Source organism: Nonlabens ulvanivorans, assembly GCF_000732625.1.
Lineage (GTDB): Bacteria > Bacteroidota > Bacteroidia > Flavobacteriales > Flavobacteriaceae > Nonlabens > Nonlabens ulvanivorans.
In genome coordinates this window covers 402,624-418,778 of the sequence record NZ_JPJI01000032.1, presented here as the reverse complement: position 1 = coordinate 418,778, position 16,155 = coordinate 402,624, and the positions used below count along the sequence as shown (strand labels likewise).

13 protein-coding genes are annotated in these 16,155 nt (G+C 32.9%); 10 read left to right on the top strand and 3 right to left on the bottom strand.

Translation table 11 applies throughout. From position 1 onward, the window contains the following. Positions 1-5 precede the first annotated feature (5 nt). The 7 genes from IL45_RS08995 (at position 6) to IL45_RS08965 (ending at position 8,311) form a co-directional block, all read left to right on the top strand. Positions 6-545: a heme NO-binding domain-containing protein gene (locus IL45_RS08995; protein ID WP_036582978.1), complete on the top strand. Its 540-nt coding sequence runs from the start codon at positions 6-8 to the stop codon at positions 543-545. After that, the gene (locus tag IL45_RS08990) at positions 545-2,524 is read left to right on the top strand and encodes a PAS domain-containing sensor histidine kinase (protein ID WP_036582975.1); all 1,980 of its coding nucleotides are present in this window, start codon (positions 545-547) and stop codon (positions 2,522-2,524) included. The genes IL45_RS08995 and IL45_RS08990 overlap by 1 nt, the downstream gene beginning before the upstream one ends. Positions 2,525-2,527: 3 nt before the next feature. Further along, positions 2,528-3,661: an FIST signal transduction protein gene (locus IL45_RS08985; RefSeq protein ID WP_036582965.1), complete on the top strand. Its 1,134-nt coding sequence runs from the start codon at positions 2,528-2,530 to the stop codon at positions 3,659-3,661. Continuing rightward, on the top strand, positions 3,661-4,713 hold the full coding sequence (locus tag IL45_RS08980; protein WP_036582962.1) for a sensor histidine kinase: 1,053 nt from the start codon (positions 3,661-3,663) through the stop codon (positions 4,711-4,713). Before IL45_RS08985 ends, IL45_RS08980 begins: the two co-directional genes overlap by 1 nt. Then, positions 4,713-5,030 carry an Hpt domain-containing protein gene (locus tag IL45_RS08975; RefSeq protein ID WP_036582960.1) on the top strand — a complete coding sequence of 106 codons (318 nt, stop codon included), beginning with the start codon at positions 4,713-4,715 and terminating at the stop codon, positions 5,028-5,030. The genes IL45_RS08980 and IL45_RS08975 overlap by 1 nt, the downstream gene beginning before the upstream one ends. A 10-nt stretch (positions 5,031-5,040) precedes the next feature. After that, on the top strand, positions 5,041-5,748 hold the full coding sequence (locus IL45_RS08970) for a LytR/AlgR family response regulator transcription factor (protein ID WP_036582958.1): 708 nt from the start codon (positions 5,041-5,043) through the stop codon (positions 5,746-5,748). Between the two features lie 124 nt (positions 5,749-5,872). Next, the gene (locus tag IL45_RS08965) at positions 5,873-8,311 is read left to right on the top strand and encodes a DUF4114 domain-containing protein (protein ID WP_036582954.1); all 2,439 of its coding nucleotides are present in this window, start codon (positions 5,873-5,875) and stop codon (positions 8,309-8,311) included. A 78-nt stretch (positions 8,312-8,389) separates the two neighbouring features. On the opposite strand, the gene IL45_RS08960 is transcribed toward IL45_RS08965, so the two are convergent. Beyond that, on the bottom strand, positions 8,390-10,492 hold the full coding sequence (locus IL45_RS08960) for a tetratricopeptide repeat protein (RefSeq protein WP_235183335.1): 2,103 nt from the start codon (positions 10,490-10,492) through the stop codon (positions 8,390-8,392). Positions 10,493-10,615: 123 nt separating this feature from the next. On the opposite strand from IL45_RS08960, the gene IL45_RS08955 reads away from it, so the two are divergent. The 3 genes from IL45_RS08955 (at position 10,616) to IL45_RS08945 (ending at position 13,481) form a co-directional block, all read left to right on the top strand. Next, complete coding sequence (locus tag IL45_RS08955; RefSeq protein ID WP_036582951.1) at positions 10,616-10,894, top strand: hypothetical protein; 279 nt, start codon at positions 10,616-10,618, stop codon at positions 10,892-10,894. Positions 10,895-10,915: 21 nt separating this feature from the next. Next, positions 10,916-12,154: an oligosaccharide flippase family protein gene (locus IL45_RS08950; protein ID WP_036582948.1), complete on the top strand. Its 1,239-nt coding sequence runs from the start codon at positions 10,916-10,918 to the stop codon at positions 12,152-12,154. Positions 12,155-12,269: 115 nt separating this feature from the next. Further along, on the top strand, positions 12,270-13,481 hold the full coding sequence (locus IL45_RS08945; RefSeq protein ID WP_036582946.1) for a glycosyltransferase: 1,212 nt from the start codon (positions 12,270-12,272) through the stop codon (positions 13,479-13,481). Here the strand turns inward: IL45_RS08945 and IL45_RS08940 are convergent. Together IL45_RS08940 and IL45_RS08935 are read right to left on the bottom strand one after the other, a co-directional pair. Beyond that, a complete protein-coding gene (locus tag IL45_RS08940; protein ID WP_036582944.1) occupies positions 13,468-14,982 on the bottom strand; it encodes a cellulase family glycosylhydrolase in 1,515 nt (504 codons plus the stop codon). The genes IL45_RS08945 and IL45_RS08940 overlap by 14 nt on opposite strands. Then, positions 14,979-16,151 (bottom strand): hypothetical protein, encoded by a 1,173-nt coding sequence (locus tag IL45_RS08935; protein ID WP_146128626.1) that lies wholly within the window; start codon positions 16,149-16,151, stop codon positions 14,979-14,981. Before IL45_RS08935 ends, IL45_RS08940 begins: the two co-directional genes overlap by 4 nt. Positions 16,152-16,155: the final 4 nt, after the last annotated feature.

The window sequence follows — 16,155 nt, the reverse complement described above, 5'->3', positions numbered from 1 at the left end:
GTAATATGAAAGGAATAGTTTTTACAGAGTTTCTTGATCTTGTTGAAGAGAAATTTGGGTTAGGGATGGTTGATCAAATTATTGAACAATCAGAGCTGCCTTCTAATGGTGTCTACACGTCTATAGGTACGTATAGCTTTGCTGAGATGCTGCAACTCATCCAGAATTTGAGTGCAAATACTGGATTAAGTATTGATCAATTACTGCTAGCTTATGGAGAACATTTTTTTAATGTTATTGAAAATAGTTATCCTGGACTTTTAGCTACTTATAAAGATCCTATTGAGATGCTTTCTTCTATAGAAAATCATATTCATATAGAGGTAAGAAAGATATATCCAGATGCCGAATTACCAACATTTGAGGTTCTTGAAAAATCTGATCAACATCTTGTTATGATTTATATGTCTAGCCGAGCAATGCATCATTTTGGTTTGGGATTAATGAATAGAACATTTGCACACTTTGAAATGACTTCTAACATTCAAATAGAGAAAATTAAGGAAGATGGAACTGAAGTGAAATTTACTATCCATAAAACTTAATGAGTAGTTCTGATGTCGAAATATTAAAACGTGCGCTCGATAGGGAAAAAGCTGCTCGTAAACAGGCTGAAAAAATCCTGGAACAAAAGGCAGCAGAATTATATGAGCTTACTCAAAAGTTACAGCACTCCAACCAGCAATTAGAATCATTAATAGATGAAAAAACATCAGAATTAAATGGTGTTTTTGAAAATATTGTTGATGCTTATGTGGTTACTGACTTGATAGGTAATGTGTTAAAGATGAATGAGCCTGCAATAGGATTACTTGAAGCAGACTTTGAAAAAGAGTCCATTAACATCATGAATCTTATTCATCCTACAGAGTATGATAACGTGATGGCCAGTTTTCAAGAATTGATAAAACATGGCTCCTTAACAGATGTACACGTTAAAATAAGAACCAAAAATAATCAAACAAAACTAGTTCATATTAACTGTAGCATCATTTACGATGCTCAAGGTAAAGCTAAGGCTGCTCAAGGTATTGTGCGTGATATTACCAAAAGCAATGAAGATGAGAAGAGACTCATTGAGTCTGAAAACAGACTTTCTACATTAATTTTAAATCTTGAAAATGCTGTTTTATTAGAAGACGAAAATCGCAAGATCGTTTTAACAAATAATAGATTTTGTGAGTTTTTTGAGATTCCTATGACACCAGAGCAAATGGTTGGTATTGACTGTTCTGAAGCAGCTGAAAATTCAAAGGAGTTATTTGTTAATTCTCAGGATTTTATTAAAAGGGTTGACGAAGTGTTAAGTAGAAAGGAAATGGTGACCGGTGATGAGTTGATTATGGTGAACGGTAGGATTCTTGAAAGGGATTTTATTCCAATTATTGAGAGTGGTTCTTATAAAGGACATCTATGGTCTTATAAAGATGTTACTTTAAAACGTTCTTACCGTAAAAGTCTAGAGACTCAAAAGCAAAAGTATAGTAGCATTATTGCTAATATGAATTTAGGGCTGGTAGAGGTAGATACTAATGAGAATATTTTGATGGTCAATCAAAGTTTTACTGAGATGAGTGGCTATTCTGAGGAGGAAGTATTAGGAAAAAAAGCGTCATCTCTTTTTCTAGAAGAAGAAAATATCCATGTTTTTAAAGAGCAAACTAGAAAAAGAATTAAAGGAGAATCTAGTTCTTATGAGATTGCTGTAAGAATTAAAAATAATGAAGAACGCCACTGGTTGATTAGTGGTGCTCCCAACTATGATATTGAAGGTAATGTGACTGGCTCTATAGGGATTCACTTAGACATAACAGATTTAAAAAGTTTAGAGATTCAGAAAGAGTTGTTACTCAAACAATTAGCAAGGAGTAATGATGAGTTACATGAGTACGCTCATATCGTATCTCATGATTTAAAGAGTCCATTACGTAGTATATATGCCCTAGTGAACTGGTTAAAGGAGGATAATCTTGATAAATATGATGATACTAGCCTAACAAATATTTCTCTAATAGAAGAAACTTTAGAGAAAATGGAACAGCTTATCGGAGATATTCTAGATTACTCTAGTCTCAATTCAACTAATAAAGAGTTTACTAAAATTAATTGTAATGAATTATTAATTGATTTAATTAAAGTGATTTATGTGCCCAGTCATATTGAAATCAAATTGAATGGTGAGCTACCAGAAATTAATGGAGATAGAACTAAGATTAATCAACTTTTTCAAAATTTATTAAGTAATGCCGTTAAATTTATTGATAAGGATAAAGGTCTTATTGAGGTAAGTTTTGAGGAGCTTACTACTCATTATAAATTTAAGATTAAAGATAATGGTATAGGTATTGACCCAGCATTCCATGATAAAATATTCAAAATATTTCACGCTTTAAATAAAAACAAAGATTCAACAGGTATAGGGTTGTCAATTGTTAAGAAAATTGTCGATTTACATCAAGGTAAAATTTGGTTAGAAAGTAAGGTTGGAGAAGGAACAACATTCTTTTTCACAATAAAAAAATAACAAATGATTATTAATCAGCATTTAAAATTAAAAAATCAACCTTGGAAAAATATAGGTGATCAAAAGACTTTAAACAATCCTTTGGTGTTAGCTTTTGGAAATAGATTCCTACTAGAATCACCTACTATATTTGAAGAAGTACAATCGATGTATCCTGATGCTCATATCGTACTTGGTTCTACTAGTGGTGATATCATGGATGATAATGTTAATGATGAATCAATCTCTATAACTGCTATTGAGTTCGAGAAAAGTCGTTTCTCGATTAAAACGGCAAATGTGCTCAATGAGCAAAAAGACAGTTTTAAAACAGGAAAACATCTTATAGAACAATTTGATGCAAAAGATTTAAAACATGTTTTTATTATATCTGAAGGAAGTTTCATTAATGGAACTCAACTCACATTAGGAATGAATTCTGTTCATGGAGATGACTTATTGATTACAGGTGGCTTATGTGCAGATGATGCTAGATTTGAAAAAACGATTTGTGGATATAACTGTAATCCAAAATCAGGAGAAATAGTGGCCATAGGGTTTTATGGAGAAAGTTTTGAAGCTACATTCTCTATACATGGTGGATGGATTCCATTTGGGCCAGAAAGAATTGTTACTAAATCTAAAGGCAATATACTATACGAGTTAGATGATATGCCTGCGCTAGATTTATATAAAAAATATTTAGGGGAAAAATCAAAAGAACTCCCAGGAGCAGCTTTACTATATCCTCTCAACGTGAAAATTGAAAATCAAAATCAATCTATAGTTAGATCCATTTTGAATATAGAAGAAGATGACAATGCCATGGTTTTAGCTGGCGATATTCCTGAAAACTCTAAAGTTCAATTAATGATGACTAACGTCGATCAAATAGCAAATGCGGCAGAAAGAGCTGCTAGGCAGGCAGATGATGTTAGAGAAAACACTTCTCAATTAGCGCTTTTAGTAAGTTGTATTGGTAGAAAATTAGTTCTTGATCAAAGAGTAGAGGAAGAGATTGAAGAAGTGCGCAATGTATTAGGTCAAGATGTTGTGATTTCTGGATTTTACTCTTATGGAGAGATTGCTCCTTTTCATGAAGAAATGAAATGTCAATTACATAATCAGACCATGACGATTACTTTATTAAGCGAATAATGAACTCTTTACTTAAACGTCAAATTAGGAAGTATCTAGGTGAAGAGTTAGCCCAACACCCAGATTTTAAACTTTTCTTTGACGCGATTAATAGTTCTTACAATACGCATGATGATCAATTTGCTATGCTGCAAAGAGCGATGTCTATAAGTTCGCAAGAACTGTTTGAAGCAAATAAAGAATTAAAAGAAAGAGCAGATTCTCAAACCTTAGTTATTGATAAGCTTAATAATGTCATTAACACATTGAAAAGTTATGATTTAACAGACGATGGGCGCTCAAGTGATGATACCTCCGACAGCTTTGGTCTAGTTAATTTAATAGACAGGCAAACGAAAGAAATACTTGCATTTAACCAACAACGAGAAGAGTTATTAAGTGAACTCTCACATCAAAATCAGGAACTGAGCGATTATGCACATATGGTTTCTCATGATTTGAAATCCCCTTTACGTAGTATTGATGCTTTAGCATCATGGATCAGTGAAGATTATTCAGCCACGCTAGATAAGAAAGGCATTGATAATCTAGAGTTGATAAGAAGTAATGTTCAAAAAATGGATACTTTAATCAATGGTATTTTAGAGTATTCAACAATTGGAAAAACAAAGGTGTTGTTATACGATGTAGACTTACAGGTGTTAATTGACACAATCCTTAGTATTGTATACGTTCCAGACCATGTGGAAATTGTTCTATTAAATCCATTACCTGTAGTACAAGGTGATAAATACCGACTACAGCAATTATTTCAAAATTTAATTGATAATGCAATTAAATACAATGACAAAGAGAATGGTTTAATAGAAATAAATGTTGAGGAATTATCCAGTCATTGGCAGTTTTCAATTAAAGACAATGGATTAGGAATTGATAAGCCGTATTTTGAAAAAATATTCAATGTCTTTCAAAAACTTGAAAACAATGTAAACTCTTCTGGTATAGGACTTTCAATTGTTAAAAAAGTTGTAGAATTATATCAAGGAGAGATTTGGGTTGAATCTCAATTAAATCTAGGAACTACATTTTATTTTACTTTACCAAAGAAATAATGGAATTACCAAATAGGTCATATATTGATAGTTTGTGTCGTGGAGATAAAGCTTTTGAAGAGAGGTTGTTAACTGTTATTAAAACAGAGTTCCCATCAGAAAAAGAGGTTTATTATAATGCTCTAAAAGCAAAAAATCTTGAAGAAATTGCTGAAGCAGTTCACAAATTAAAGCACAAAATAAGTATCTTGGGACTTGAGAAAGGATACGCACTGGCTGCACAATATGAAAATGAGATTCTTGATGAAAATTTTGATCATTCTCAATCTTTTGAAAAAATATTAGATAGTATGACAGAGTATCTTAAAACTTTATAGCAGGTAAAGAATGAAATGCATTATTATAGATGATGAAGCTACGGCTCGACTAATTATATCAAAGTATTGTAGTGATGTGAAAGGCCTTAACGTATTAGAGGAATTCTCTAATGCGATAGATGCTATGAAATATTTGAATCAAAATACTGTAGACTTAATTTTTCTAGACATTCATATGCCAGGCTTTAACGGTATAGATTTCATACAAACGATTAAAGATCCACCTAATGTTATTTTGACTACCTCAGATCCTAATTTTGCAATTGAGGCGTTTGAATATGAATGTATTGTAGATTATTTGATAAAGCCACTTACTGAAGATCGTTTTATCAAGGCTATCAATAAGGCTTCTAATAGTATAAGTGCAACTCAAAAAGAAACAAATTCTTCTAAGAAGGAGTCGACAGAGGATGTACTTTATGTAAACATCGATAGACGTCTTATTAAGATTGATATGCCCAGCATTTATCTCGTAGAAGCAAAGGGAGATTATATTATGATTAAAACAGAAACTAAAAATTATATAGTCCATTCCACACTTAAAAAGATTGAGGGAAAATTACCTGACCATACTTTTCTAAAAGTACATCGTTCTTATGTGATTAATGTTAGTAAGATAATTGATATAGAAGATAACTGTGTTTTAATTAAAAAAGACATCATCCCAGTCAGTAGATCTAACCGCCCAATATTAATGAAAAGGTTAAATTTACTGTAGTGTGGTATAAACACTAAACTTCATAATAACACCACTCATCTACACTTCTCTTTGATTCATCGTTTTAAATTAAAACAGCCTTGAATCTCCTTTAGTTTTGACATGAAATTAAACAATTGTCAAGATGAAAAAATTATTACTCGGTGTCTTTTTCTTAGCTAATATAGTTCTTAGTCAGAGTTATCAATACTTAGGTACTTATGATTCTATGGGAACACCTCAATACCTGGTAAATCCTAGTGATGTAGTTGATACTGCTACGATGGATATGATAGGTTACTCCTTACCAGAAGGATATCCAGTACCTACATATAATCCACATTATATCACTTCTGGATATGAAACAGACATAATCGTTGAAAGCCTTGCAGATGTTTGGGTGACATTTGTTAGTGAAGGTGCTGGTTACAAAAATGTGCTAGGTTTCTACACTTATGATATTACAAATCCACCAACGACCAGACCTACTGCCTCAGAAATTACTATTATCTTCCCTAATGTGTCAGCGTTATATAGTGGTGGTGGTTTACAAACAGGAGATAAAGTTAAAATCGGAACTTTTCCCGCTGGAACAGGTATAGGCTGGGTACTTCTAGCAAATGCATGGAATTCATCTACTGCTGCAGTTGGAACTGCCCAATGGGACCTCTTTTCTAATCCTAGCTTTAATCCAGAAGCTCAAGCAGATTTACAGTATCATAATGTACTATTGCAAGATCCAGAAAATGAAAGAATTATTCTAGGCTTCGAAGATATTAGAAGAGATTATGGATCCTGTGATAACGATTTTAATGACGCTATCTTTTATGTAACGGCAAATCCATATACTGCACTTAAAACTTCAAATTATGCAGACATTAGTAAATCATCTACCGTAAGTTCTGGTAATACAGGTGGTCTAGAAAGTAATGGTGATCTAGCTAGCCTTATTGCAAAAAGAAATTTTGAACGAACTAAAAGAAACTTCATATCTAATAAAGAAACTCAAACTGAATTTAATCAGTCAGAAGTGCTATTAAAATCTGGTACTAACGCAGCTCAATTAGACAGTTACTTACCACTTACAGGTATGTATGGTACTGAAACAGCTTATGTTTCAACACCACAAGACCTTGTTAATGTTACGAATGCAACCGAAGTTTTTTCAGTAGATTATTATGAACAAAATAATAGAATTGCTGCGGTTCTAGCAACAGCTTCAACAGGTTCTATTTATGATCATTCTAAAGCTATTTGTGACAGACTTAATAATTCTGTACTAGAAGATATAAGATCAGTTACTGTAAATGGCCATAAAATAATTAGCTCTAAACTGGTTAGAGCTTCTGGTGAGACAGAATATGCTCTAGGGTTTTCAGTAAAATTAGGAGTTAATCAAAATGAGCTTTTCAGTTTTTGGGAAATAGGTCAATATCCATCAGGTGACTTTTACAATTTTCAAATTTGGGGTAGTTCTTATTCTCAAGTATTTGCGTTAACGAACAGTATTTTAGCTAACTTAAATCAAGCGACACCGGTAATCAGTACACCAGTTGCAAACAATATTCCTCCTGTTTTTGTAAGTTCAGGCTATTACCAGGATGGACAGTTACATTTAGAGTTAACTAATAAAACGGGCGCAACTAGTATTAACTTCAATGGAGATCTTGCAACCACAGAAGTTTCTGGACGACAGGCAATCAGTCAATCCATTAATCTATCTGGTAATTTACATGAGACGATAAGTATTCAGACAGGAAATTTATTTGACATAGGATTCTCCTTATCGATAAGCAATCAACAACAAGATGCTTTATATCTAGCAGACGGCCCATGGGGAATGGATTACCTGACTGATTATGCTAGTGTTTCTAGTTTTAACGTTCAAAATGCACAGCCTAGCACGATAGGAAACGTTCATAATATTGAACGTAATCCATCTGTTCAGGGAACGGTAAAAGGAAACTTGAATTTATTCAGACATTTATTACCTGGTGAGCAAACGTTAGATGTATCTACTTATACAGCACTACAATTTGACATTATAAATGATCAACCAGTAGAAATCATTTTGGTGCCAGAAACATCAATTCCATGGAGTGACCGCTTTAAATTTACAATACCAGTAAACACCTCTAATACAACTTATGATATTGCGTTTGTTGATTTTGTAAACTCTAATGGGGCATCCTTTGCGCACACAGATATTAAGACGATTGTATTCTCAGTTATTAGTGACTATTCAAATACAATTCCTTTTTCTATCGATTTAAATGATGTAAGACTAGGTGATTATCAGTCTACACTTTCCATAGAAAATGTTGAAGATGAGGTGTTAACTCTTAACAATGCGCCTAATCCATTTACAAACACAACGACTTTTCAATTACCGGTTGAGAGCGCAGTAATTGAAATAAGCGTTTATGACTTATATGGTCGTACCGTAGACTATAAGAGCATTAAAACCACAAATGGTAATGTAGAGTTTCAATACCATTCTCCTGACCTTAAAACAGGTCTGTATCACTTTAATGTGATAACAGATCAAGGTAGGAAATTCACAGGTAAATTCCTGATTAATTAAATATTAGAGTAGAAAAGAGTAGGAGTAGTAGGGTTGTTTTGATACGCTTTCGCGAAAGCGTATCAAAACTCCCTTTTTTTATTTAACTCTAATCGTTTCAAACAAAGGTTTATTAGATAACAACCATTTAAATCTGAAACCAACCTCTGTAAATGTAAATCCAGCTGCTGTTGTAGAAGCAATATTACTTTGCTGTCCATAAATGTCAAGCGCCGTGCGATCTGAAAATTTATAGCCCAAGGATGCTTGTAATCGATAGGTAGATTGTCTGCCGTTGTCCTCTATAAATTGGTAACCGGTTGCAGCGCTTAAATCATAATACCATTGATCTTTTTTGATGCTATCTATACTTCTATTAAGGTTAAAGAAAATTTCAATGGCATTAAATCTACTAGGACTAAAGTATACCGTTGGAACTTGATTCTCAAACGTGATATATTGATAGTTCAATCCAGCTTTAAGTGATGGTTTTTTTAATAAATTATAATATAGTGATGTAAACAAAAGGTTCCTTGAATTACCATCATTTTGAGACGTATAAAAATATTGAGTGAACCATCCTAGATTAAAATTAGTACTCAAGTTATAATTGATGTAATAATTGCTTTGCACTAGTTGGCGCTCTAATAATGCGGTATTAAAACTCTCTACATTTCTCTTAAATCCTATATCTATGGATTGTAGTTTAATAGATTTAATTTGAAGTGAGATATCAGTTGTTAATTCTTCATAGCTATTATTATCTGCATTAATGCTATTAATACCAGCTATTCCTTTAAGCTTGATGTTGGGTAAAAACTCATAAGCCGCACCTATTTGAAAAAGTTGTGTTGTCGCTTGAGAAGAGAGTTGATCATTAAAAGTATCTCTATAATTGTAGCTTCCTAAAAGCGCAAATTTTGTATTTAACGGAACTGTTAGGTTAACATCTAGATTGTAAGCCTCGTTGTCTCCGTTATCAAAGCTATAACTAGGTTTTACCGTCGCCACTGGTGTAAATTGCTGATCTAGGTTTTTAATAAATTGAAGTGCATCTTTCTGGTCCTTATAAATTTCTAATGTCTTACTAGCAGATGTATAAGCATCTTTATAATTCCCCATTGCTTTTTGAGCGTTTGACTTACCCAAATTCCCATCAAATGAGGTGCTGTCTGTCATAAGAATCTGATTATAATCATTGATACTATTCTTAAAATTACTTTTATAAATATTTAAGGTAGCTCTTAATGCTAGCAACCAGTTTTCAGGACCAGATTGTTCTATTTGATCACTTAATTTAGCTTCTGCTTCTTTGTACTTGCCATTCCATATTAGTGCTTGAATGTTGCGCTCTATAGTTTGCTGCTCAATGTTTTTAGGTGTAGTTGTGTTTAGAATAGACATTGATTTTTTTGAGTATTGCAATGCTGTCTTTTCTTTGCCTTTTAAATGTTGTACTAGAGAAATCCCATTTAATGATAAAATACTATCTGTTTGAGATTTATTAATTTTTTGATAGGTGATTAAAGCACTGTCTACTTGTGTAGCTATTAAGTAGGTGTTTGCTAGAACCTGTAGCGTTTCTGTATCGTATTCTAGAAACTCTAAATTATCTTTTAATAATTGAGTTGCAGACTCATAAGATTGTGCTTGTACTAGTTGATTTGAATAGCCTAGATTGATGTATTTTTTTGATGTTAATGCATTAGGATTTCCTGGATCAATTACAAGCGCTTTATTAATATAATCTTGAGCTTGTGGATATTCTTTAAGGTTAGATAACGTATTTGCATATCCCAAAACCGCTGGAAAACTTTGATCATTTTCTTTTAATAAACCTTGATAATAAGACTTTGCAGCAATATACTTTTTGTTCCATAAAAGCGATTCGGCATAGTTTAATTTGATTTCAAAATCTTGCGGATATTGCTCTAAAAGTTCTTCAAATATGGTCGTCGCTTCATCGGGATTACCACTTAATCCGGTAGCTCTTCCTAGACATAGTTGAGCTGTTTTGTTATCTGGATAATCTTTAAGAATGTCTTTAAAAAAAACTTTTGCCTGTTTAAAATCACCTTTTTCAAGTAGTTCAAAACCTGCATTCATGTTTTGACTATATCCATAATGTGCCGCCAATAAGACGATGATGGCTACATAAGTCTTCTTAAGCGCTTTTTGTAAATAAGGTTGAAAAGGTTTCATCATAAGATATTATTCATTCGTCTACACTTAATTGCTACTAAACGAAATATGCGGTTTTGACCTCAAGTTCAGAGGCATATTTGCAATGTAATTAAAATCAACTAACAATCTAAATATAAAGTTATGTCACTTACGATTAAAAAAACAGAAGGAGTATATCAATTATCAGGAGTTTTAAATGCTACCACATCTAATTGCTTAATTAACCATATTCACTTTCTTCTAGATGAAGAAGCAGAAGTTAATATCAATATCGATGGATTAAAATTAATAGATCAAAATGGAGTAGCGGCTTTTATGACTATAATGTCTTATTCTTTACGTCCAGATAAAAATATTTATATTTCTGGTAAAGGATATAAAGATATTTACAATGAATACAGATTTAGATCAATAGCTTAATCAAGCTTTTAAAATACAGTTATGCAATTTATTACTTCATTGACGAGAAAAAAAATATCCCCAGAGCAGCTTTTTATGTTAAGCGTTTTGGTAGTTAATGGTGGTAATTATATCTATAATTTGGTTCTTGGTAGATTGTTAGGACCAGCACAATTTGCAGATGCTGCTATTTTAATAACCTTTTTGCTAGTTCTATCTTTTCTAGCGATGACTTTTCAACTAGTAACAGCAAAATATGCTGTGCTTTTAGAAAACACACAACTTCCTTCTTTTTTGAAAAGTATTCTAAAATCATCACTCCTCGTAGGTATTATAGCAGGTCTTATGTTGATTTTATTTTCAGGTCAATTACAAGAAATTTTTCACACTACAAGTAAGAATATGTTTGTCATTTTTGGAGTGGCAGTTCCTTTTTATTTTTTAATGAGTGTGAATCGTGGATTTCTACAAGGTAAGAATGATTTTAAAGGACTAGCTCTTACATATCAATCTGAAATGCTAGTCAGATTAGGTCTTACTTTATTATTGCTTTTTGTCTTAAAAATAGATCCTATTCTTATAGTAGCCATTGGGATTCTGGTATCTTTAATATTAGGATTATTTCCCTTTAAAATGTCATCAATTATTCAGTTACCATCTGGTAACATCGATAATCATTTATCTAAACAAATCAAACGTTTTTTCTTAGTTACTCTCTTCTATGAACTAACGCAAATCATCATTAACAACAGTGACATATTATTAGTCAAGCATTATTTTGAGGACACAGAGGCTGGATTATATGCCTCACTTGCCCTTATAGGAAGAGTGGTATATTTTATGGCTTGGATGTTTGTAATGTTGTTATTGCCTAAGGTTATTACACTACAAAAAGAAGGAAAAGAGACTCAGTCATTACTTTTTAAATACGTAGGGTATATCACTTTATTATGTGCTTTTATCATTGCAGGTACTGCTTTGTTTCCTGAGCTAGTAGTAGAGATACTTTTTGGTAATGCTTATACAGACATCGCACCACTATTATGGAAGTATGCTATAGCAACCTCTTTATTTGCCATTGCAAATATCTTTTCTTATTACTTCTTGTCTTTAGGAAAATATAAGCCAGTAATTATATCTGGTGTTATGGGACTAGCACAAGTTGTTCTTATCATCTTTTATCATAAAAACTTGGAACAAGTAGTGCTCGTTCAAATATTAGCTATGACTATTCTTATGATTATGCAGGTTGTATATTTTATAGCTAGTAAAAAATCATAAAACCAATTATCTACAGATAATTGCCATTCATCTACACTTAATAACGGTCAATCTTAATATCTCTAAAACAGCTTTAATATTTACCAAATTTGCATTGTAATTAAAAACAACAATCATGAAATTAGCCATTGTAACAGCATATCCACCTAGTAAAGTAACTTTAAATGAGTACGCTTTTCATTTAGTTAAAAGCTTTAGATTGAAAGAAGAGATTACGGAAATAGTGTTACTTACAGATAAAACTGAAGACGCTAAAGATTTAAGTTTTGAGGCTAATGGTTGTAAGATATCTGTAAAAGAATGTTGGTCATTTAATAGTTACTGGAATATCAAAAATGTAACTGCAGCAATTAATGAAACTCAACCTGATAATATTCTTTTTAATCTTCAATTCATGAAGTTTGGAGATAAGAAAGTGGCAGCAGCTTTAGGTCTTATGCTTCCGTTAATATGTAAGATAAAAAAAATACCAACTATAGTTTTACTACATAATATTCTAGAAGAAGTAGATTTAGGAAGTGCTGGATTTACTAATAATAAAATTTTAACGACATTATACGGTATGGTGGGAACCATGCTGACTAAGCTTATCTTACAAGCAGATATCGTTGCAGTGACGATGAATAAGTATGTGAAGATCTTAGAAAAAAAGTACAATGCAAAAAATGTGGTTCTCATACCTCATGGAACTTTTGAAGTGGCTACTGAAGAACCTTCATATACAATTCCAGATGGACCTTTACAGGTAATGACTTTCGGAAAATTCGGTACTTATAAAAAGGTAGAATCAATGATTGAGGCTGTTGAATTAGTAAGAAAAAGAACAAGTCTTAATATAGAAATTGTAATTGCAGGAACGGATAATCCAAATGTTCCAGGATATTTAGATCAAGTGAAAAAACAATATGCTAATGTGAGTCAATTGAGATTTACTGGTTATGTAGAAGAAGTTGAGGTTCCGGTTTTATTCAACGAAAGTGCAGTAGTTGTTTTTCCTTATACATCTACAACAGGTAGTTCAGGAGTTTTACATCAAGCCGGTAGTTATGGTAAAGCTGTTGTGATGCCAGATTTAGGAGATCTTGCATTACTGACACAAGATGAAGGTTATAGAGGTGAATTTTTTGATCCTACAAGTGTTGAAAGCCTAGCGCTTTCCATAGAAGCAATCTTAACTAATGAAGCTCATAGAATAGCTATAGCCAAAGCTAATTTCAAAGCAGCAACATCTCATCCTATGAGTAGAATAGCTGAAATGTACTTAACTACGTTTGAGCAAATCAATCAACGTAAAAATAAAACAGCGATGTCTTTTAATGCTGGCTGATATATTTAAAAGAAGATTTTTTCTTTCCCCTGGAATCTAGAAATCCATAAAATTTTTGTGGGTTTCTACGCCATGGATATGTTCCTGTAACATTTTCTGGTACAGATTCAAAGTCATAAAGAGTCCAAGACATGAACGCAAGTTTATTCTTATCGAGTAGTTCTTGGGCTTCTTTGTGATAATTTGCTTGATCTTCTTCACTTGATCCCATTAGGTTCCATATGCCCGAGTAAGAGCTTACACCATACTCCGTAACGGCTATTTTTTTAAGACCAGTAACTGTTTTTAATTCAGTTAGAGCAGTTTCAAGCTCATTTAATGGCTCGTAATAATGAAAGGTGACAAAATCTACTTGATCAACTAGAGCGGCTGCACTGGAAGTGTTGGACCATCCGATAGTTATGGGATGCGCGTCGTCGATCAATTTGATTCTATAAATCATATGCTCTAGCCACGATTCCACAACATCTTTATTTCTAGAGCTATAATCTAGGTCAGGTTCATTTTTTATATCCCAACCTAGAAGTGCATCATGATCCTTAACCGTTTGTACTATCTGTAATAAATGCTGTTGTGTCATAGTCCAATCGCTTACTGAATAGTTGCCATAAAAGTCAAAAAGTGTGACTAACACCTTTAAATCTGCTAGTTGTGCTTGATCTAATAATACACGCAACTTCTCAAGCTTGTCTGCAGAAACATGCTCTTTCCCAAAATCCTCATATCCTACAAATATTCTAATACTATTAAGACCAGCGTTCTTAATAATTTTAAAATCTGTTGCTATAGTGTCTTTATTAAACTGAGTACCAAAAGTGTCCCAAGGTGAACTTTTCGGATAATAATTGATGCCTTTTAAATTTAAATTTAAAGGGTTTGAAGAAAGTTCCTTAAGTCTATCTTGTGAAGATACTTTTACAAATTGTCTGATGCGCCAGTATCCATCTTCTAACAGTAAAATGATTTTGTAAGTGTTTAAGCTGCTGGTTTTATTTAAAAAGACTCCTTCCTTATAAAGTTGTTCATGCTCGAGTACATCTGTGTCAGTAAGTACGATTAACTGGCCATCTTCACTAAAAAATTCCACCTTGGGATGATGCTCTAGAGAAGTCATCGCTACAGTTATTTGATTACTTAAGTTGAAATTTATAAGTTCAGTCACTTTTGTAGTAGCACTTGCGGTATAATAATCTTCAATACCAGTAAGTGTATTATTTTTTAATGCTCTCGCTCTTACGTACCATGCATTTAAATAATCTTCTTCAATAGACTTTAAGGTGGTAGCATCTAGTGGCCTTCCTTTAATACTTGTAGTGTCCCATTCTATAATGGGAATATAATACCGCTCTTGTATTTGCTCGGTATGTAACATTGTACTGCGATCTGCTCCAGTATTCAGATAGCTGTATAGACTACTTATACCTAGTGTAATTAAGGCGATTATGAGTATATAAAATGCAATAAGCCCACCACGCAATATGTTTTTATTGGTTCTATTCACAGTTTTACATTTTTAATTTTGCGTGAGATACCACCAGTGATAACTTCAATATTGTAAATACCGTTCGGTATCAAATCTGGATTTAATTTAAATTGTACCTGACCATTGTAAGATTGTTTCAAGTAATTCTCATTGATGTTTTTACCTTTAATCTTTAATTCTACGGTCACACCATCAGGTATGATTTGTCCCATAAAACTTTTTAAGGGTCCTACGGTAATGGTTCTATTACCATCATTAAGTTGAATATCATAATTATCAAACACCTGTTCAAATTCCATGGTTATCGTATCGCTACTCGCTATACCAGCAACTGCTGCGGTTACAGACCATTTTTCAGCCTTTTCAGGATGAATCATACTAGCCGTTGCGATGCCTTTAATGGTTGTTCCAGTCGTTTGTAACACGGCACCTGAACTATTAGTTATGTAAAATGTAACTAAAGTTTCATCACTTGCGATATTGTTATAACGATCCTTGAGAATCGAAGTATAAAAAGTAACTAGTTGATTTCCGTCTGCATATGGGTGATTACGCTTTCGCGAAAGCGTAAAATCTACTGGCAATCCGGCTTTAATTTCTACCGTAAATTCTTTACTGAACTGTTCATCAACGTTTGCAGCAAATAAAATGTTTCCTGTCTTTTCTGTGCTGTATATATAATCGAAGGCGATTAGATTATCCACTGTGGATAGGTTTTGTGTGCGAGTAGTTTCTTTATTATAATTGAATAAAACTGCGGTGTCATCTTTTTGAACATTATCTAGTGAGTCTAATGGTATAGAAACTGCCATACTATAATCAGAATTACCGGCTATGATGCTAGGTGGACCTATGTAGGTCTCCATTTTTACAGTTTGGGATACAGGTGTGATGGTAAAACGGCCACGTTGTGTGGTGTTCACTAACTGCCACTTAACCATACCAGACATATTGCTTATAAACTGAGGGATTTTATAATTAACAAAGCTGCCTTTCATCTGCGGATTTACTATTGTACTACCTAGATTGTAAGATAATAATAAGTCATGTGCACTGGTATTATTTCCCTTAAACTTCAAGTTGATTTTATGACCTGCTGTATAGGTAAGCTTATGATTTAAAGGTGATATACCCAATTCTGGAGTAGCGGCATCCTGTATCATGCTGTTTGATAAAATCAACAGCATGATT